General features: G+C 37.8%; 18 protein-coding genes. 14 read left to right on the forward strand and 4 right to left on the reverse strand.

What is annotated here, in order from left to right; genetic code table 11:
• The first annotated feature begins 19 nt into the window (after positions 1 to 19).
• The 13 genes from QNH24_RS06045 (at position 20) to QNH24_RS06105 (ending at position 16573) form a co-directional block, all read left to right on the forward strand.
• A complete protein-coding gene (locus tag QNH24_RS06045; RefSeq protein ID WP_283871194.1) occupies positions 20 to 4351 on the forward strand; it encodes a PolC-type DNA polymerase III in 4332 nt (1443 codons plus the stop codon).
• 338 nt (positions 4352 to 4689) lie between these two features.
• Positions 4690 to 5166: a ribosome maturation factor RimP gene (gene rimP, locus QNH24_RS06050; RefSeq protein ID WP_283871195.1), complete on the forward strand. Its 477-nt coding sequence runs from the start codon at positions 4690 to 4692 to the stop codon at positions 5164 to 5166.
• Between the two features lie 24 nt (positions 5167 to 5190).
• A complete protein-coding gene (gene nusA / locus QNH24_RS06055; protein WP_283871196.1) occupies positions 5191 to 6330 on the forward strand; it encodes a transcription termination factor NusA in 1140 nt (379 codons plus the stop codon).
• A 178-nt stretch (positions 6331 to 6508) separates the two neighbouring features.
• Positions 6509 to 6787: an RNase P modulator RnpM gene (rnpM, locus tag QNH24_RS06060; RefSeq protein WP_283871197.1), complete on the forward strand. Its 279-nt coding sequence runs from the start codon at positions 6509 to 6511 to the stop codon at positions 6785 to 6787.
• The gene (locus tag QNH24_RS06065; protein WP_054770641.1) at positions 6784 to 7092 is read left to right on the forward strand and encodes a YlxQ family RNA-binding protein; all 309 of its coding nucleotides are present in this window, start codon (positions 6784 to 6786) and stop codon (positions 7090 to 7092) included. Before rnpM ends, QNH24_RS06065 begins: the two co-directional genes overlap by 4 nt.
• 14 nt (positions 7093 to 7106) lie before the next feature.
• Positions 7107 to 9389: a translation initiation factor IF-2 gene (gene infB, locus QNH24_RS06070; RefSeq protein ID WP_283871198.1), complete on the forward strand. Its 2283-nt coding sequence runs from the start codon at positions 7107 to 7109 to the stop codon at positions 9387 to 9389.
• Positions 9389 to 9667: a DUF503 domain-containing protein gene (locus QNH24_RS06075; RefSeq protein WP_054770642.1), complete on the forward strand. Its 279-nt coding sequence runs from the start codon at positions 9389 to 9391 to the stop codon at positions 9665 to 9667. The genes infB and QNH24_RS06075 overlap by 1 nt, the downstream gene beginning before the upstream one ends.
• A 98-nt stretch (positions 9668 to 9765) precedes the next feature.
• A complete protein-coding gene (gene rbfA, locus QNH24_RS06080; protein ID WP_283871199.1) occupies positions 9766 to 10107 on the forward strand; it encodes a 30S ribosome-binding factor RbfA in 342 nt (113 codons plus the stop codon).
• A gap of 102 nt (positions 10108 to 10209) precedes the next feature.
• A complete protein-coding gene (gene truB, locus QNH24_RS06085) occupies positions 10210 to 11121 on the forward strand; it encodes a tRNA pseudouridine(55) synthase TruB (protein WP_283871200.1) in 912 nt (303 codons plus the stop codon).
• Positions 11122 to 11133: 12 nt separating this feature from the next.
• Positions 11134 to 12084 (forward strand): riboflavin biosynthesis protein RibF, encoded by a 951-nt coding sequence (gene ribF / locus QNH24_RS06090; protein ID WP_283871201.1) that lies wholly within the window; start codon positions 11134 to 11136, stop codon positions 12082 to 12084.
• A 195-nt stretch (positions 12085 to 12279) separates the two neighbouring features.
• A complete protein-coding gene (gene rpsO, locus QNH24_RS06095) occupies positions 12280 to 12549 on the forward strand; it encodes a 30S ribosomal protein S15 (protein WP_054770643.1) in 270 nt (89 codons plus the stop codon).
• A 622-nt stretch (positions 12550 to 13171) separates the two neighbouring features.
• Positions 13172 to 15286 (forward strand): polyribonucleotide nucleotidyltransferase, encoded by a 2115-nt coding sequence (gene pnp / locus QNH24_RS06100; RefSeq protein ID WP_283871202.1) that lies wholly within the window; start codon positions 13172 to 13174, stop codon positions 15284 to 15286.
• 63 nt (positions 15287 to 15349) lie between these two features.
• Complete coding sequence (locus QNH24_RS06105; protein WP_283871203.1) at positions 15350 to 16573, forward strand: M16 family metallopeptidase; 1224 nt, start codon at positions 15350 to 15352, stop codon at positions 16571 to 16573.
• 208 nt (positions 16574 to 16781) lie between these two features.
• Here QNH24_RS06105 and QNH24_RS06110 read toward each other — a convergent pair whose 3' ends face one another.
• The 4 genes from QNH24_RS06110 to QNH24_RS06125 are packed head-to-tail and all read right to left on the reverse strand — an operon-like array spanning position 16782 to position 19261.
• Positions 16782 to 17396, reverse strand: a complete 615-nt coding sequence (locus QNH24_RS06110) for an ABC-2 transporter permease (RefSeq protein ID WP_283871204.1) — start codon at positions 17394 to 17396, stop codon at positions 16782 to 16784.
• Between the two features lie 12 nt (positions 17397 to 17408).
• Positions 17409 to 18044: an ABC-2 transporter permease gene (locus tag QNH24_RS06115; RefSeq protein WP_283871205.1), complete on the reverse strand. Its 636-nt coding sequence runs from the start codon at positions 18042 to 18044 to the stop codon at positions 17409 to 17411.
• Entirely contained in the window at positions 18041 to 18883 is an 843-nt protein-coding gene (locus tag QNH24_RS06120) for an ABC transporter ATP-binding protein (RefSeq protein WP_283871206.1), read from the reverse strand. The genes QNH24_RS06115 and QNH24_RS06120 overlap by 4 nt, the downstream gene beginning before the upstream one ends.
• The gene (locus QNH24_RS06125; RefSeq protein WP_054770644.1) at positions 18884 to 19261 is read right to left on the reverse strand and encodes a GntR family transcriptional regulator; all 378 of its coding nucleotides are present in this window, start codon (positions 19259 to 19261) and stop codon (positions 18884 to 18886) included.
• Positions 19262 to 19403: 142 nt separating this feature from the next.
• On the opposite strand from QNH24_RS06125, the gene QNH24_RS06130 reads away from it, so the two are divergent.
• Complete coding sequence (locus QNH24_RS06130) at positions 19404 to 19667, forward strand: YlmC/YmxH family sporulation protein (RefSeq protein ID WP_053594254.1); 264 nt, start codon at positions 19404 to 19406, stop codon at positions 19665 to 19667.
• Positions 19668 to 19676 lie beyond the last annotated feature (9 nt).

Genomic DNA, 19676 nt, shown 5'->3' on the forward strand with positions numbered 1-19676 from the left:
GAAAGTAGGTGTTACTAAGTTGGAACAGCAACAAGAGGCAAGAGCGAGGTTTTGGATGCTCTTGCAGCAACTAGAGTTAACAGATGATGTTTATATGTCTTTTTTTGAAGAAGGTGAATTATCACGTTTAACCGTTCACAAAAAAAACAGACTATGGCATTTCACCATTAAATTACGAGGAATACTTCCGTTTCCTCTTTATCAGCTTTTCCGTACACATTTAACAGAGAAATTCTCTGCTATTGCTCAGATCCATACAACATTTGAAACGGTAGAGAAAGATGTGACAGAAGAGCTTGTTCAGGCTTATTGGTTAACTGTAGTTGAACAAATAGATGAAATGGCGCCAACTCTTAAAAATTGTCTTGTATCTCAAATGCCAAACTGGAATGGTCAAAAGATTACGTTATCCTGCATGCAAGAAATGGAATTTATGATGCTAAAAACAAAGTATGCAGAAAAGCTTTCCATGAGCTATAGTCAATTCGGTTTTCCATCAATGGCTGTAGACTTTGTGTTACAGGATGAAACAGAAGAAATGATTGCAGCACAGGAAGCTTTTATGGAGCAGAAGCGCTTGGAGGAAGCTGCATTAGCTCAACAAGCGATACAAGATTATCAAAAACGTGAGCAGGAGAAGAAAGACAATCCAGCAATGGCGAACCTTGGTGATCGTCCATTCCAATTGGGAATGCATATTAAAGATGATGAGATTATGGAGATTAAACGCATTGTGGAGGAAGAGCGTCGGGTTATTATTGAGGGCTTTGTCTTTGATACAGAAATTAAGGAACTGAAAAGTGGTCGCTCATTATTACAAATTAAAATGACTGACTATACGGATTCTATTATTGTCAAAATGTTCTCTCGCGATAATGATGATGCCGAACTGATGCAACATTTGAAAAAGGGCATGTGGATAAAAGTTCGCGGCTCTGTTCAAACAGATACATTTATTCGTGACTTAATTGTGATGGCAAATGATATCAATGAAATCAAAAAAGAAACACGTCAGGACAAGGCACCAGAGGGAGAAAAACGTGTTGAATTACACTTGCATACACCAATGAGTCAGATGGACGCTGTTACCCCAGTTGATCGACTAGTGAGTCAGGCAGCAAAATGGGGACATCCAGCTGTTGCTATTACAGATCATGCAGTAGTGCAATCCTTCCCAGATGCGTATGCAGCAGGAAAAAAACATGGCATCAAAGTAATCTATGGTTTGGAAGCAAATTTAGTTGATGATGGTGTGCCAATTGCTTATGCCTCTGAGCATCGATTATTAGCTGACGCTACCTATGTTGTATTTGACGTGGAAACAACAGGTCTTTCCACCGCTTACGATACAATCATAGAGCTTGCTGCAGTTAAAATTAAAGATGGACATGTGATTGATAAATACGAAAGCTTTGCCAATCCACACCATCCGTTATCAGCGACCACCATTGAACTAACAGGTATTACAGACGATATGGTACGAAATGCACCTGAAGTGGAGCAAGTCATTAAGGAGTTCCATGCATTTATTGGAGATGGGATTGTGGTAGCTCATAATGCATCATTTGATATTGGCTTTTTATACACAGGCTATAAAAAATATGAGCTAGAGGATACCATTCATCCAGTTATTGATACGCTGGAGCTTGCCAGATTACTCTACCCAACAATGAAAAATCACCGTTTAAATACACTATGTAAAAAATTTAATATTGAATTAACCCAGCATCACCGAGCTATTTATGATACTGAGGCAACGGGTTACTTACTTTTACAGCTATTAAAGGATGCAGATGAATTAAACATTAAATATCACGATGATTTTAATAAGCATATCGGCGGTGGAGACGCTTATAAAAAAGGAAGACCTATGCACTGCACGATATTAGCAGTAGATAATGCTGGACTTAAAAATTTATTTAAAATCGTCTCTCATTCTCATACAAAAACGTTCTATCGTGTACCCCGTGTTACACGAGCAGTTCTTGAGCAATATAGAGAAGGTTTATTAGTTGGATCTGGCTGTAGTAATGGTGAAGTATTCGAGACGATGATGAATAAATCGCCAGAAGAAGCTGAGAAAGTTGCACGATTCTATGATTATATTGAGGTTCAGCCTAAGGCAGTGTACGCACCATTAATTGAGCGTAATGTCGTTCGTGATGAATGGACACTTGAGGATATTATTCGAAAACTTGTAAAGCTTGGGAAGAAGCTTGATAAACCAGTTGTGGCAACAGGTAATGTTCATTATTTAGATCCGACAGATGGGATGTTCAGACAAATATTAATTGGTTCACAAGGTGGTGCCAATATTTTAAATAAATCAAAGCTACCTGAAGTTCATTTTAGAACGACGGATGAAATGCTCAAGGAATTTGACTTTTTAGGGCCAGATCTTGCGAAGGAAGTTGTTGTTACCAACTCTCAAAAAATTGCAGATATGATTGGTGATGTGAAGCCTATTAAAGACGATTTATATACACCTAAAATTGAAGGCTCGGATGATGAGGTAACAAATTTAACTTATGAAATGGCTCATCGCATTTATGGAGACGATTTACCTGAAATCGTGAAGGCGCGTATCGAGAAGGAATTAAAATCGATTTTAGGTCATGGCTTCGGTGTAATTTATTTAATCTCTGCGAAGCTAGTGAAAAAATCATTAGCTGATGGTTATTTAGTTGGTTCCCGTGGTTCCGTTGGATCTTCGTTAGTAGCAACCTTTATGGAGATTACAGAGGTAAACCCACTACCACCTCATTATATTTGCCCAAATTGTAAGCATTCCGAGTTTTTTGATGATGGATCTGTTAGCTCAGGTTTTGACTTACCAAATAAAGATTGTACAGAATGTGGAACACCTTATAAAAAGGATGGACAAGATATTCCATTCGAAACATTCCTTGGTTTTAAAGGAGATAAGGTGCCTGACATCGATTTGAATTTTTCTGGTGAGTATCAACCAAATGCTCATAACTATACAAAAGTTCTATTCGGTGAAGATTATGTATTTCGTGCTGGAACAATTGGTACAGTTGCTGAGAAAACAGCGTATGGCTATGTAAAGGGCTATGCAAGTGATAATAACCTGCATTTTCGTGGAGCAGAAGTAGATCGTTTAGTGCAAGGCTGTACAGGTGTAAAACGTACAACAGGACAACATCCGGGGGGAATCATCGTAGTACCAGATTATATGGATATTTACGACTTCTCCCCAGTGCAATACCCTGCGGATGCACAGGATGCCGAATGGCGAACAACTCATTTTGATTTCCATTCCATTCATGACAATATTTTGAAGCTGGATATTCTGGGACACGATGATCCGACTGTGATTCGGATGTTACAGGATTTATCAGGTATAGATCCAAAAACGATTCCAACAGATGATCCAGTCGTTATGAAAATTTTTAGTTCCCCTGAATCTTTAGGTGTAACAGAAAAACAAATTGGCTGCAAAACAGGAACATTAGGAATTCCAGAATTCGGTACTCGATTTGTGCGTCAAATGCTAGAAGATACAAAGCCATCGACTTTTTCAGAGCTTGTGCAAATTTCGGGGCTTTCCCATGGAACAGACGTATGGCTAGGTAATGCTCAGGAATTAATACAAAACGGTACTTGTGTACTAAAAGAGGTAATTGGCTGTCGTGACGATATCATGGTGTATTTAATTTACCAAGGACTAGAACCGTCATTGGCCTTTAAAATTATGGAATCCGTGCGTAAAGGGAAGGGATTATCTAATGAGTTTGAAGCAGAGATGCTTGCCAATAAGGTACCAGGCTGGTATATCGAATCATGTAAAAAAATAAAATACATGTTCCCGAAGGCCCATGCGGCAGCTTATGTGTTAATGGCAGTACGTATTGCTTGGTTTAAGGTACACTTCCCAATCCTTTATTATGCAGCTTATTTCACAGTTCGTGCCGATGATTTTGATTTAATATCGATGGTACAGGGTTCCCAAATGATTCGTGCCAAAATTGATGAAATCAATATGAAGGGCTTAGATGCTTCCACAAAAGAGAAAAACTTACTTACGGTTATGGAGCTTGCACTCGAAATGTGTGAGCGTGGTATGAGCTTCCAAAAGGTTGACTTATACCGTTCACAGGCTAGTGAATTTGTAATTGATGGTAACACATTAATTCCCCCATTCGATGCGATTCCTGGACTTGGGACGAACGTTGCGAAAACAATTGTGGCGGCCCGTGAGGAAGGCGAGTTTTTATCGAAAGAAGACCTACAGCAACGTGGTCGTGTATCTAAAACATTAATTGAATACATGGATCAACTTGGCTGTTTAGAAGGCATGCCAGATGCTAATCAGCTATCACTATTCTAATGATTACGTAGGTTTTTATGTCAAACTAATGGATATTTTCGAATTCCAGACACATTTATAATGTGTCAATGATGTCTAGAATAAGGAAATTTGCATTGTGCTGTAAACTGTGCTATTCTTATGGTAATAATTTGTTGATAATTTTCCAGCAAAAGAGTGGGGCCTTCCCGCTCTTTTCTGTTGTTATGCCGTAGCAAAACAAATTTTTGACTAACAGCAGGTAAGACCGTAAAATTTCACCAAAGCAATGGTGGAATTTCTGTTTTATTATGGTTCATTACAGGGATTTAGTAATGAATCGTTATTACGCTAGAATTTAATAGATACAGGAGGCAACAATGAGCAAAGTACCATCTTTAATTGAAGAGCTCGCTAAACCAATTGTAGAAGAGTTAAACCTTGAGTTAGTGGATATCGAGTTCGTAAAAGAAGGGCGTAACTGGTTTTTACGTGTTTATGTCGATACACCTGAAGGCGGAATTGACATTGACCAATGTGCTCAAGTAAGTGAAAGACTGAGTCTACTATTGGATGAAAAGGATCCAATTACACAAAACTATTATTTAGAAGTTTCTTCCCCTGGAGCAGAACGTCCACTAAAAAAAGATGCTGATTTTGAAAAAGCGATTGGTAAATTTATTTACGTAAAGACCTATGAGCCCATTAAGGACATGAAGGAATTCCAAGGCTACTTAACGTCATACAATGAACATACATTAGTGATGGAAGTACGTATTAAAACGCGCAAAATAACAGTAACCATTGAACAAGAAAAAATCGCATTGGCACGATTAGCCATCGATTTTTCAGCATAATGCATATTTAGGAGTGAAAACAAAATGAGTAGTGATTTGTTAGATGCGCTAACTGCGCTAGAAGAACAAAAGGGAATTTCAAGAGATGTGTTAATTGAGGCAATTGAAGCGGCATTAGTTACAGCTTACAAACGCAACTTTAATCAAGCACAGAATGTTCGTGTGGACTTAAATTTAGATAAGGGCTCTATTCGTGTCTTTTCACGTAAAGATGTTGTAGAAGAGGTTGAGGATGACCGTTTACAAATATCTTTAGAGGATGCCAAGGCTATCAACCCCGCTTATCAATTAGAAGATGTGGTTGAACAAGAAGTGACACCTCGCAATTTTGGTCGTATTGCTGCTCAAACAGCGAAACAAGTCGTGACACAACGTGTACGCGAGGCAGAACGAGGCTTAATTTATGAACAATACGTAGACCGTGAAGACGATATTGTCACTGGTGTTGTTGAGCGTCTTGATGCTCGTAATATTTATGTAGGCTTAGGTAAAGTTGAAGCTGCTCTACCAGTCAATGAACAAATACAAGGTGAAAAATATCATCCGCATGATCGTATTAAAGTCTATATTACAAAGGTTGAGCGAACAACTCGTGGACCGCAAGTCATTGTGTCACGCACACATCCGGGGTTATTACGTCGATTATTTGAGATGGAAGTACCTGAAATTTATGAAGGTATTGTAGAAATTAAATCAATTGCTCGAGAAGCGGGAGATCGTTCAAAAATTTCTGTATATGCACATAATGAAGAAGTAGATCCAGTCGGCTCATGTGTAGGGGCAAAAGGTGCTCGTGTTCAGACTATTGTCAATGAATTAAACGGAGAGAAAATCGATATTGTTGAATGGTCAGAAGATCCAGTTGTTTTCGTGGCAAATGCTCTTAGCCCTTCAAAGGTTTTAGATGTGCAAGTAAACGAAGAAGAAAAATCTACAACGGTTGTCGTACCTGACTATCAATTATCTCTGGCAATTGGTAAACGTGGTCAAAATGCACGTTTAGCTGCAAAGCTAACTGGTTGGAAAATTGATATTAAAAGTGAAACAGATGCCCGTGAGCTAGGTATTTATCCATCTGCTACAAGCACTTTCATTCCTGCTGAAGATGAAGAAAGTGATTATGAGGATGTAGCAGTTGACTTATATCAAGACGACGAAGAATAAGTAAGAAAGGCCGTGTGACTAGTCTGCTGCCATTATTCAGTGGACGTTGAGGGCGTCGACTGAATAATGGCATTGTCTACCTTGTAAAAAGTTATGGTTTCTTAATCAGGACATGACTGAGGTAATGCGTGGCTAGTCCACCTCTTACGACAAGCTTCAGAGAGGAAAGGTGATTCTTATGGCTGTTAATAAAAAAATACCTCTTCGCAAATGTGTAGCTACTGGAGAAATGCTACCCAAAAAAGAAATGATTCGTGTTGTTCGTTCAAAAGAGGGTGAGGTAAGTGTGGATATTTCTGGAAAGAAATCCGGACGTGGTGCTTATGTCTCTAAATCAGAGGAGGCAGTTGAAATCGCTCGTAAGAAAAATGTTTTAGGGCACCAACTTGATGTAAAAATACCTGAAGAAATATACGATGAACTACTATTGTTGATTCGTAGGGAGTCTATTATATGATCCAGCAAGCAGTGTTTAATTTGCTTGGAATCGCGGCAAGAGCCCGTAAAGTCATTTCAGGAGAAGAGTTAGTAGTAAAGGAAGTCCGCAATGGTAATGCTAAGCTTGTACTGCTTGCAAACGATGCTTCTAAAAACTCTAGCAAGAAAATTCAAGATAAATGCACGTACTACAACGTTGAGTATCATGTAATTGGTGATCGTTATGATCTAGGACATGCTACAGGTAAGGAGGCCCGAGTGGCTTTAGCTATTACCGATAAAGGTTTTGCAAGTAAATTGTCTAGTCTACTCAACGAAAAATAATCGGGGGTGAGCAGATGACCAAAATCAGAGTTCATGAATATGCAAAACAAGTGAATAAAACGAGTAAAGAGGTTATTGAAGCACTAAGTAAATTAAATGTGAGTGTAACAAATCATATGTCTATGTTAGAAAAAGACATTGTGTCGAAGTTAAACCAAACATTTAGTACATCAGGAAAAAAAGAAGTGAAACAACCTACTCAAAACGTATCACAAAGAACACAACCTAATGGCCAACAAAAACCACAGCAATCGATGAAAAGGCAAGAAGGACAAAAGCAGCAATCTGCTACTTCTAAGCCTAGAGCAAACAATCAGCAACAATCGCACCAAAACTCAAATTCGTCTAACGAAAAATCTAAGAATACAAAAGGTAATCAAAATCGAAATATGACACAAAATAATAATAATAACAATAATAATAATCGTAGAGGTGGCGGTGGTTTTAACCAACGTCCAAAACCAGGAATTCATGGAGGCAAACGTCGCCATCCAAAAACACATCAACCATCAATACCAGTGAAACAAAAGGAATTACCAGAAAAAATTACGTTTGTTGAATCACTATCTGTTGCTGAATTAGCCAAAAAACTACATCGTGAACCATCAGAAATCATTAAAAAGTTATTTATGCTTGGTGTAATGGCAACAATTAACCAAGAATTAGATAAGGATGCAATTGAATTAATTTGCGCAGACTACGGTGTAGAAGTTGAAGAAGAAATTCGTGTAGATATTACGGATTTAGAAACACACTTCGAACAACCAGAAGAAGTAAACGAGGAGGAATTATCGGAACGTCCTCCAGTTGTAACAATTATGGGTCACGTTGACCATGGTAAAACGACATTATTAGACTCAATTCGCCATACAAAAGTTACAGCAGGAGAAGCTGGTGGTATTACACAGCATATTGGTGCCTACCAAGTAACTGAAGGTGACAAAAAAATTACGTTCCTTGATACACCAGGTCACGCTGCTTTTACAACAATGCGTGCACGCGGGGCAAAAGTAACAGACTTAACAATTTTAGTGGTAGCTGCAGATGATGGTGTCATGCCACAAACAGTAGAAGCTATTAACCACGCAAAAGCTGCAGAAGTACCAATTATTGTTGCTGTCAATAAAATGGATAAACCTTCAGCGAACCCTGATCGTGTAATGCAAGAATTAACAGAGCATGGTCTTGTTCCAGAGGCATGGGGCGGAGATACAATTTTTGTACCAATTTCCGCATTAAAAGGTGAAGGCATTGATACATTGCTTGAGATGATTTTACTTGTTGCAGAAGTTGGGGAATTAAAAGCAAATCCTAACCGCCTAGCAATAGGTACCGTTATTGAAGCACAGCTTGATAAAGGTCGTGGTTCCGTTGCAACACTATTAGTACAAGATGGCACACTAAAAGTAGGTGACCCAATTGTTGTTGGTCATACTTATGGGCGAGTACGTGCGATGGTAAATGACAAGGGGCGTCGTGTGAAAGAGGCTGGACCATCAACGCCAGTAGAAATTACGGGCTTAAATGATGTGCCGCAAGCTGGAGACCGCTTCGTTGTTTTTGAAGATGAAAAAACAGCACGTCAAGTCGGTGAAACACGTGCAATGTCTGCCATACAAGCACAACGCTCTGAAAAACAGCGCGTAACATTGGATAATTTATTTGAACAAATGAGCCAAGGTGAAATGAAAGAGCTTAACCTTATCGTGAAGGCTGACGTTCAAGGTACTGTTGAAGCTATGGCTGCATCTTTAATGAAAATTGATGTGGAAGGCGTTAACGTAAAAATTATTCACACTGGCGCAGGGGCAATTACAGAGTCAGATATTTCTCTTGCTGCTGCATCAAATGCCATTGTAATTGGTTTTAATGTTCGTCCAGACGTTAATGCAAAACGTGCTGCTGAACAAGAAGGCGTAGATATTCGCTTACACCGTATTATCTATAAAGTAATCGAAGAAATAGAACAAGCGATGAAAGGTATGCTTGATCCAGAATTCGAAGAAAAAATTATTGGTCAAGCAGAAGTTCGACAAACAATTAAAGTATCAAAAGTTGGTACAATTGCTGGTTCATACGTAACAGAAGGTAAAGTAACGCGTGATTCTGGCGTACGTGTAATCCGCGACAATGTAGTAATTTTTGAAGGTGAATTAGATACACTTAAACGCTTCAAAGATGAAGTGAAAGAAGTTGCAAAAGGATACGAATGTGGTATTACAATTACAAACTTCAACGATATAAAAGAAGGCGATATTATTGAAGCCTATATTATGGAAGAAGTTAAACGCGTCTAATGATTGTCTACGCAGAGGTTGAATTCATCATTCAAACTGCCCATTCGTTAAAGGAAAAACGTGCTGTCCTACAGCGTATGATTACCCGCACAAAGCAAAAGTTTAATGTATCCATTGCGGAAATTGACCATCAAAATGTATGGCAGCGCACAAAATTAGCACTTGTTGCTGTTTCTTCTTCAAAAGAAGCGGCCGAGCGAGAAATTAATCATGCGCTTCATTTCTTACAGTCAAATCCGTCATGGGAACAGCTCAATGTGTGGCGAGATTATTTATAAGTAACAAAAGATAGCTGTGTCATTTATATGTTGAGATCATTCCAATACATCTAAAAGAGTAAGCACACTATCTGGAATCGAAATAGAGGTGACAAATTATGTCTCTACGCTCAAACCGTGTTGCTGAGCAAATGAAAAAAGAACTCGGTGATATTCTTGGCCGTAAAATAAAAGATCCGCGTGTTGGGTTTGTTACTGTTACGGGTGTTGAGGTAACAGGTGATTTACAGCAAGCGACTATTTATATTACAACTTTAGGCAATGAACGTGAACGAGAAGAAACACTAAAAGCTTTAGTAAAGGCTTCTGGTTTTATTCGTTCAGAAATCGGTTCACGTATCCGATTACGCCGTACACCAGAATTAATCTTTGAATTTGATTCATCGATTGAATATGGAAACCGTATTGATACATTGCTACGAGGTTTACACAAAGAATAAGTAAAAGATAAAGAGTCTGCCACATGCATATTCATGCAGGCAGGCTTTTTATTGTAGGAAAAAATTGTTGATTTGGCAACAAAAAAGTTTGGGAGGAGCTATATGAACGGTATTTTACCGCTTTGGAAGGAACATGGCATGACAAGCCATGATTGTGTTTTTAAATTACGAAAAATTTTACGCACAAAAAAAGTAGGACATACAGGTACTCTTGATCCAGGTGTAGAGGGTGTTCTACCAATTTGTATTGGACAGGCAACAAGGATTGCAGAGTATTTAACAGATGCAGGAAAAACCTATGAAGCTATTATTTCTATTGGTCGAACAACGACAACTGAGGATGCAGAAGGTGAAACAGTTGAACAGGATACCAACATCAAGCAATTCACTCGAGGTCAATTATTAGAGGTGCTAGCTTCTTTAACAGGAGTGATTGAACAAACACCACCTATGTTTTCTGCGGTCAAAGTCAATGGTAAACGGCTTTATGAATATGCACGTAAAGGGGAAACCGTTGAAAGACCGACACGTCAGGTTACAATTTATGCTTTAGAGCTTTTAGATGAGATCGAACTATATGAAGGACAAGAAATTACGTTTCCAGTTCGCATAGCTTGTAGTAAGGGCACATATATCCGCACATTAGCCGTACAAATAGGGGAAGCACTTGGTTATCCTGCACATATGCAAGAGCTTGTACGCACAGCCTCAGGCACATTTACACAAGAAAATTGCTTTACATTGGGACAGGTAGCTGAGCTGATGGAAGCTGAACAAATTGATAGATGTATTTTACCAGTTGAGTATGCATTAACAGACTTTCCATATATTGAAATTACTGCTGCTAATGAAAAAGAAATTTTCAATGGACAAGTGCTTCCGGCAGATACATTATTAAAGATACATGATAAAATTGTTTTTGGAATCAATGGGAAAGCAATGGCGGTTTATCAACCACATCCAACGAAGGAAGGGTTGATGAAACCACATAAAATGTTTCCGACGATAGAGTAGGAGGATTTTTGTATGGAGGTCATTCATTTAAAATACCCGCATCAACTACAGCAACGAGAAAGCATGCAGCCTTATTCATTAGCAATTGGCTTTTTTGATGGTGTACATAGAGGGCATCAGGCAGTTATCAAGGCAGCGAAGGAAGAAGGGGACAAGCGTCAAATTTCGACTGCAGTGATGACATTTGATCCACATCCTTCTATAGTCCTTGGTGGACGAAACGAAAAGGTTTTTTATATTACATTGCTACAGCAAAAATTGCAACTGTTTCAAGAACAAGGCGTGGATACGGTATTTGTCGTACATTTTACTTCAGACTTTGCCAAGCTTTCTCCAGCAGCCTTTATTGATACGTTTATCCGTGGATTAAATATCCAACATGTTACAGCAGGCTTTGATTTCTCCTTTGGTGCATTTGGAAAGGGCACAATGGAGGAGATGCGTGCTTTGAGTAATGGCGATTATGGTGTGACGATTGTTGAAAAGAAAACGGATGATATTGAAAAAATTAGCTCTACACGAATTCGTAAACTTTTACAGGAGGGTGACATGGAAGCTGCAAGAATGCTGCTAGGTCGACCTTTTGAAATCGCAGGTATTGTTATACATGGTGATAAGCGAGGACGTACTATAGGCTTCCCTACTGCAAATGTTCAAGCACTAGAGGGCACTTATATTCCAGCAAGCGGTGTCTATGCTGTCCGTTTATTTGTACAAAATAATTGGTATGATGGCGTATGTAATGTGGGCTACAAACCAACATTTAAAGACCCAAATGATAAGCAATTATCCATTGAGGTCCATATATTAAACTTCGAAAAGAGCATCTATGGCGAAGAAGTACATGTTGCTTGGTATAAACGTATTCGAAGTGAACGTAAATTTGATGGTATTGAAGCATTAAAGGCACAAATTGAAAAGGATAAACAGGAAGCGATCGACTATTTTAATGCTTTCCAATAATAACAGTTAAACATGGTCAATGTGCTGTGTTTTTCTGCTTCGGTATTTGAATAGAATTACGTTATCACTTGCTTGACCTTTTGATTTATGGTAACATTCATAAGTGCATAATGCTTAACCTTAGCTCGGTATATCGATGACTCCAACGTGTACTGTGCTAATGGGGATTTATTATAATTTAGGAGGTCCATACAAATGGCTATTTCAAAAGAACGTAAAAACGAAATTATCGCTGAGTACCGCACCCACGAAAGTGACACTGGTTCACCAGAAGTACAAGTTGCAGTGTTAACAGAGGAAATTAATGCTCTAAACACACACTTACGTACTCACAAAAAAGATTTCCACTCTGAGCGTGGTCTTCTAAAAATGGTAGGTCGTCGTCGTCACTTATTAAAATTTCTTCGTGAAACTGACGTACAACGTTACCGTGAACTAATTAACCGTTTAGGCTTACGTCGCTAATTTAAAAGCGGGATTGCTCCTGTTTTAGACTATAGACAACTTTGTTTGTCTATGGTCTTTTTTGTTTTTTAGTCAGGTTAGTAACAAAAATATTACACTTGAAAAAGGAAATATTTCGCAACTAAATTGAGAGGTTATCAACATAACATAATGAGTTAGTCATAAAAGTCCTTATTCCCTGGAAAGAATTTGCTCAGGGTCGATTCATATGTTGCATTTTTACAATGGTCATGATCCTATTGGATTGGGCCGCTTCATCATGCCAATCTTTTTTATACTTCTTTGGTTATCTATGCTTAAACTTTACTATGCACCTAACTTTCATTATACTAGAAAGATGTGGTATGATAACCTATTGTGTAAACCTGCAGTTGAAAATAATGTTTTATCCATTATTTCCTATCAGGAAGGATTATTTTAAGTCAAATTCATATAACAAAAGTATAAAAGTGCTTTTTCAATAAAATATAAAAATAAATCTTAAATAAATTGGCAATAATTGATTTTAAATGTATGATTATTTCATGAAATATTTTTTAGCATAGAACAAGCATTTTTGGTACACTTACTATTAGTACATACAGACGAAGTAAGTGTTTTATAATAGAGAGGGGTTCATTGAATGAACGAGAAGAAAGTCTATTCCTACGAATGGGCTGGCCGTCCACTTGTAATTGAAGTTGGACAGTTAGCAAAACAAGCAAATGGAGCTGTATTAGTACGCTATGGCGATACTTCAGTACTTTCAACAGCAACAATGTCAAAATCACCAAAACCACTTGATTTCTTCCCATTAACAGTAAACTATGAAGAACGCCTATATGCTGCAGGTAAAATTCCTGGCGGCTTTATTAAACGTGAAGGTCGTCCATCTGAAAAAGCGATTCTTGCAAGCCGTCTAATCGACCGTCCTATTCGTCCGATGTTCCCAGATGGGTTCCGTAATGAAGTCCAAGTAATTTCAATGGTTATGTCCAATGATCCGAATTGTACGTCTGAAATGGCAGCTATGGTTGGTTCCTCATTAGCATTAGCTGTTTCCGATATCCCATTCGATGGACCGATAGCAGGTGTACAAGTTGGCTATATTGATGGAGAATTCATCGTGAACCCAACAGTGGAACAATCTAATCATTCAACTATTCATTTATCTGTAGCTGGAAACAAAGATGCTATCAACATGGTTGAAGCAGGTGCACTTGAAGTTCCAGAGGAGGTAATGTTAGAGGCCATCATGTTTGGTCATGAAGAAATTAAAAAAATTATTGCTTTCCAAGAGCAAATTGTTGCTGAAGTAGGAAAAGAAAAATTACCAGTAACATTATTTGAAATTAATGAAGAGATTCAAGCAGATATAAAGGCAGCTTGTGAGTCTGACATGCATGATGCCATTCAAACAGCGGAAAAACATGCTCGTGATGAAGCGATTCAAGCAGTAAAAGATCGTGTTATTGCTTCTTACGAAGAGCAAGAAGCTGATGATGAAACAATGAAGCAGGTTTATACGATTCTAGATAAGATGGTAAAGGATGAAGTACGCCGTCAAATTACAGAAGATAAAATTCGTCCAGATGGTCGTAAACTTGATGAGATTCGTCCACTTTCATCAGAAACAGGATTATTACAGCGTACGCATGGTTCAGCACTATTTACACGTGGACAAACACAAGCATTGTCAATTTGTACTCTAGGGGCACTTGGAGATGTGCAAATTATTGATGGATTAGGTGTGGAAGAATCTAAACGTTTCATGCATCATTATAACTTCCCTCAATTCTCAGTTGGGGAAACAGGACCGATTCGTGGACCAGGTCGTCGTGAAATCGGACATGGAGCGCTAGGAGAACGTGCACTTGAAGCGGTTATTCCAGATGAATCTGTATTCCCATATACGATTCGTTGTGTATCGGAAGTGCTTGAATCGAATGGTTCTACTTCTCAGGCTTCTATCTGTGCCTCCACGTTAGCAATGATGGATGCGGGTGTTCCATTAAAAGCACCTGTAGCAGGTATTGCAATGGGTCTTATTAAAAAAGGTGAGTATTACTCCATCTTAACAGATATTCAAGGAATGGAAGATCACCTTGGAGATATGGACTTTAAGGTTGCAGGTACAGCTAAAGGTGTAACGGCTCTACAAATGGACATTAAAATCGATGGATTATCTCGCAATATTTTAGAAGAAGCATTAACACAAGCTAAAATTGGGCGCATGCATATTTTAGAATCAATGCTTGCGACACTTGCTGAACCACGTGAAAAATTATCTGAATTTGCACCGAAAATTGTCATTGTGAAAATTAACCCTGATAAAATCCGTGATGTCATTGGACCAGGCGGTAAACAAATTAACAAAATTATTGAAGAAACTGGGGTAAAAATTGATACAGAGCAAGACGGTACAATTTACATCTCTTCTGCAGATGAAGAAATGAATGCACGTGCAAAACAAATTATTGAAGATATCGTACGTGAAGCAAAAGTAGGGGAGTACTACTTATCGACAGTGAAGCGTATTGAAAAATTCGGTGCATTCTGTGAAATCTTCCCAGGTAAGGATGGTTTACTTCATATCTCTGAAATCCAAGAGGAACGTACAAAGCAGGTAGAAGATGTTTTAAAACTTGGTGATCAATTACTTGTAAAAGTGATTGAAATCGACAAGCAAGGACGTGTGAATTTATCTCGTAAAGTTGTTATTCAAGAGGAAAAAGAGCGCGCTGAGCAAGGTAAATAATAGGGAATAGCAAAGGCTGCGTATGTTGCGCAGCCTTTTTTAAATCAAGATGGAGGGAATTTTATGGTACAAGTACATACATGTGACAATGGTGTGCGTATTGTGTCTGAGCAAATTGATCATGTAAGATCAGTAGCTTTAGGCATTTTTGTGAATGCAGGTTCTCGCTATGAATTACCTGAAGAAAATGGAATTACTCATTTTATTGAACACATGCTGTTTAAAGGAACAGCAACGCGCACTGCTCGTCAAATTGCTGAGGAATTTGATCGTATTGGTGGAGAATTAAATGCTTTTACCTCTAAGGAAAATACATGCTATTATGCAAAAGTTTTAGATCATCATGCTGAGCTTGCAGTCACAATACTTGCTGATATGTTCTTCAACTCTACATTTGCAGAAGAAGAGTTAGAGAAGGAACGACAAGTCGTATTAGAGGAAATCTTAATGAGTGAAGATGCACCAGATGACGATGTACATGAAAAGCTATGGGAAGTAATGTATCCGAATGATGCGCTTGGTCGTCCAATACTAGGCACTGCTGCTACGTTAAAAACATTTACAGCAGATATGATTCGCGCTTATATGGCTAAACATTATGGCCCGAAATCAGTAGTTATTTCATTAGCAGGCAATATTTCCGAAAAACTCCTACAAACAATAATTGATTTATTTGGACAATACCAAGCATCTCCTCTTGAAGTTGCACCAGTATTAACAAACCCGCAATTTCATCCAGGAGAGATAACAAAAATACGTGATACAGAGCAAGCACATGTAGCTATCTCTTACCCAGCAATCGGTGTAAAAGATCCAGATATGTATAGTTTTATTGCTCTTAATAATATTATTGGGGGCAATATGAGCTCTCGCTTATTCCAGGAAGTTCGTGAGGAACGAGGCTTGGCTTATACGATTTTTTCCTACCAATCCTGCTATGCTGACGTCGGAGCATTTACGATTTACGGTAGTACAAGTCGTCAACAATTATCACAGCTCCAGCACACAATTGATGCGACATTACTTGATATTGTAGCTGGTGGCGTAACAGAGGAGGAGCTTGATAATGCTAAGGAGCAGCTTAAGGGCAGTTTTGTGCTTGGATTAGAGGGGACTGGTGCTCGAATGAATCGTAATGGTACAAGTGAACTGGTACATGGAAAGCATCGCTCTGTGGACGAGGTACTAACAGCTATTGATGCAGTTTCAATGGAGTCAGTAGAACGCCTAATTGCGAAAATATTAAAAGCGGAGCCAGCCATCGCCATAATTGGCCCTAAGGCATAAATATTCCGAAATTAATAAAAGAGTATTAGCTCATATAACTAAGATAAGCTTCCGTTTTTAAGGGCACTAAAAAAGTCGATTTGTCACAAAAAAATGTGATGCAAATCGACTTTTTTTGGTTTTTTCAACTTTAACTAAAGACAGATTTCTACTATAAAAAATGAAATGGTCAGTGCCCTCTCGTTTTGGTAGCCTATTTCTATCTCTTTTAATAAACTTCTTTTGCTAAATACAATGTCAAGCTTTTATGGAAAATAAAAATGCTAATGATAAGACTGATAATTGTTGGGACTAAAATGATCAATAAATTGGCTGCTACTAGTGATAAATAGTAATGAATTGGAAAATTGATGATAAAAATAATGAGAATAGCAATGATCATCTTAAAATTACGTATCCCTTTCGTCTCTTCTAGATGATGGATATAAAACTGTGTACAGATGAGCAGAGAGGCACTGCTAATATAAGCAAAATACATGGCGAAATGCTCTGAGAAATTTTCGTTCGCAGCGGTTTGTGAAAAATAAGCTGGTGCCATTAGGAAAAATAGCAATATTACGATTCCATAGCAATATAGATAATCAGCCTGAAGCTGTGTTTTTTTAGTTAACGGGAGACTATTAACAAACAATTCCCAGTTAATTTTATAATCACTATCATATAGTCCCCCAACAATGGAAGCGGAAAAAACAACCGCAAAAATGCCTATTGAGGGATTGTCTAAATAAGGTATATCCAAGAAACTGATAATAGCACTTATGATAAATACCAAAAAAATTGACCATTTTTGTACCATTATTCTTTGTAAAAGTAGAGCTTGCATGAACTCCCTCCTCTAAAATTCTTTTTGTTTATAAATGGCTGTCGAGATAAGAGAGGATAGCCATAGGATTAGAAGTCCAGCAAAAGGTGCCAAAAACATAAATTGTTTAATGTTTGTTAAAACTAAAAACATATCAGGTGATTGCTTGTTAATGAGGCTAAATAAAAAGCCCGGGATGAAGCAGATCGCAATAAGAACCATTCTTCCTTTAATGGAACCAAATTTAATGTAGATGGGTAATAATATGGCTAGCATACAAAAGGCTAATGTTACTATTAGATTGAATGTTAGAAAAAATTCTGCTGATGCCCAGTTATTCGGCGTAAAACGATGAATAATCCATACAATCGGTAGTGCAAAAATAAGCCCCATAATCATAAGAAGGATACTAAGTATATATTTACTAAGTACGATGTCCCCTTTTGGAATAGGTAAAGTATTTGCATATTTATCCCAGCCACTTTGTTCATCATAGGTAATAGCAGTTATCGCCTGAAAAGTAACCATAATTATAACAAGTGAAAAGAGCATTGAACCTTGTTGTACAATGAAAGACATAAATAGGAAGAAAATCAACACAAAAGCTTGTGTCTTCATTTGACGCTGAATCGTCATTAAATCTTTTAATATAAGACCTACCATGCTCATACACTACCTTTCACATAAAATAGCATAATGTCTTCAATAGAAGGCTTTTCAAAAGAAAATACTTCGTTTACTTCATTTTTTAGCACTAATGCTTCTACACCAAAAGCTCCATTACGTTTTCTTAAAATGGCATGCTCTGGAATGGCACTTATATCCTCTTTACTACCTTTAAATATTCCATACTCATAGAGTAATACATCCTTACCCTCACTAAATAAAACCTCACCATTATGGATAAAAGTAATATAGTCTGCAATCTTTTCTAAATCACTTGTTATATGGGAAGAAAATAAAATGCTGTGTGTTTCATCTTGCATAAATGCTAAAAATAAATCGAGAATTTCATCACGAATAATCGGATCTAACCCACTTGTTGGTTCATCTAAAATTAACAGCTTTGGATGATGTGCCAGTGCCAATGCAATAGACAGCTTCATCCTCATACCTCGCGATAATTCTTTTACCCTCTTCTTCTCAGGAATTTTAAATTGTCTCAATCGCTCAAAATAATAGCTTGAATCCCACGTTTTAAATACTTTTTTCATAAATTTGTCAAGTTGTGTCGCATTAAGCGTTTCAGGTATGTGTAAATCGTCAAAAACTACACCGATGTCGTTTTTTATCGATAATTCATGTTCGACAATATCCTTGCCAAATAGTAAAATTTCGCCATATTCCTTTTTTAATAAATTGAGCATGCATTTTATCGTTGTTGATTTTCCAGCACCGTTTTCTCCGACAAATCCCATCACTGTGCCTTGGGGTACAGAAAAGCTTACATCTTTAAGGGAAAACCCTTCAAAGCTTTTATGTAAATCATGAATTTCAATCGCATTCATTTAGTTGCCCTCCTCTAAAATCATTGTTAATAATTCCTGTAGCTCCTCATTAGTTAGTCCAGCCGTTTTAGCAGTTTTGACTGCTTTTTGCATATGCTCTTCAACCTGACGTAATAATTCTTCGCGTAGAAAATCTTGATTTCGTTCTGTGACAAAGCTACCTTTTCCAGCGACGGTTTCGATAAAGCCATCTCGCTCTAAATCAGCATAAGCGCGTTTTGTTGTCATCACACTTATCTTTAAATCCTTTGCAAGTGCACGGATAGAGGGTAGTGCATCACCAGCCTGTAATTTATTTGCTAAAATTGCTTCCTTTAGCTGTATGGTAATTTGCTCATAGATGGGTTTATCACTGGCATTGCTTAAATGGATATGCACAAATTTCTCACCTCACTCAACTGTATATATACAGTATATACAGCGTGTTTGTGAAATGCAACATATTCCTACTTAAGGTAGGGGCACGATTTGCAAAAACTCGGCATATATTGGGGTAACGGTTCAAGGAGGGAGATGAGGGATGCTACTATCAGAGATGGTGGATAAGGAGTTAATTCAAGTTGAGGGTGGCGTACACTTTGGCATATTAGCACATACGGAATGTCTATTAGATGTGCAAACAGGAAAGATACATGGTTTTGAGATTGTCAAAGATAAATTACCATTCCAAAAAAAGAAAGTAAAAGTTAGTGAAATGATACCTTGGCATGAAATTATATTAATTGGAGAAGATCGAATTTTATTTAACAAAACAACGACAGTACAGTCAGAATTTTTACAGTGAGGTGAGCTT

The organism is Lysinibacillus pakistanensis, assembly GCF_030123245.1.
GTDB classification, from domain to species: domain Bacteria; phylum Bacillota; class Bacilli; order Bacillales_A; family Planococcaceae; genus Lysinibacillus; species Lysinibacillus pakistanensis.

Excerpts from the sequence above, each read along its gene's own strand:
- rimP (WP_283871195.1), top strand. The coding sequence starts at position 4,690 with ATGAGCAAAGTACCATCTTTAATTGAAGAGCTCGCTAAACCAATTGTA.
- nusA (WP_283871196.1), top strand. The coding sequence starts at position 5,191 with ATGAGTAGTGATTTGTTAGATGCGCTAACTGCGCTAGAAGAACAAAAG.
- rnpM (WP_283871197.1), top strand. The coding sequence starts at position 6,509 with ATGGCTGTTAATAAAAAAATACCTCTTCGCAAATGTGTAGCTACTGGA.
- QNH24_RS06065 (WP_054770641.1), top strand. The coding sequence starts at position 6,784 with ATGATCCAGCAAGCAGTGTTTAATTTGCTTGGAATCGCGGCAAGAGCC.
- infB (WP_283871198.1), top strand. The coding sequence starts at position 7,107 with ATGACCAAAATCAGAGTTCATGAATATGCAAAACAAGTGAATAAAACG.
- QNH24_RS06075 (WP_054770642.1), top strand. The coding sequence starts at position 9,389 with ATGATTGTCTACGCAGAGGTTGAATTCATCATTCAAACTGCCCATTCG.
- rbfA (WP_283871199.1), top strand. The coding sequence starts at position 9,766 with ATGTCTCTACGCTCAAACCGTGTTGCTGAGCAAATGAAAAAAGAACTC.
- truB (WP_283871200.1), top strand. The coding sequence starts at position 10,210 with ATGAACGGTATTTTACCGCTTTGGAAGGAACATGGCATGACAAGCCAT.
- ribF (WP_283871201.1), top strand. The coding sequence starts at position 11,134 with ATGGAGGTCATTCATTTAAAATACCCGCATCAACTACAGCAACGAGAA.
- rpsO (WP_054770643.1), top strand. The coding sequence starts at position 12,280 with ATGGCTATTTCAAAAGAACGTAAAAACGAAATTATCGCTGAGTACCGC.
- pnp (WP_283871202.1), top strand. The coding sequence starts at position 13,172 with ATGAACGAGAAGAAAGTCTATTCCTACGAATGGGCTGGCCGTCCACTT.
- QNH24_RS06105 (WP_283871203.1), top strand. The coding sequence starts at position 15,350 with ATGGTACAAGTACATACATGTGACAATGGTGTGCGTATTGTGTCTGAG.
- QNH24_RS06110 (WP_283871204.1), bottom strand. The coding sequence starts at position 17,396 with ATGCAAGCTCTACTTTTACAAAGAATAATGGTACAAAAATGGTCAATT.
- QNH24_RS06115 (WP_283871205.1), bottom strand. The coding sequence starts at position 18,044 with ATGAGCATGGTAGGTCTTATATTAAAAGATTTAATGACGATTCAGCGT.
- QNH24_RS06120 (WP_283871206.1), bottom strand. The coding sequence starts at position 18,883 with ATGAATGCGATTGAAATTCATGATTTACATAAAAGCTTTGAAGGGTTT.
- QNH24_RS06130 (WP_053594254.1), top strand. The coding sequence starts at position 19,404 with ATGCTACTATCAGAGATGGTGGATAAGGAGTTAATTCAAGTTGAGGGT.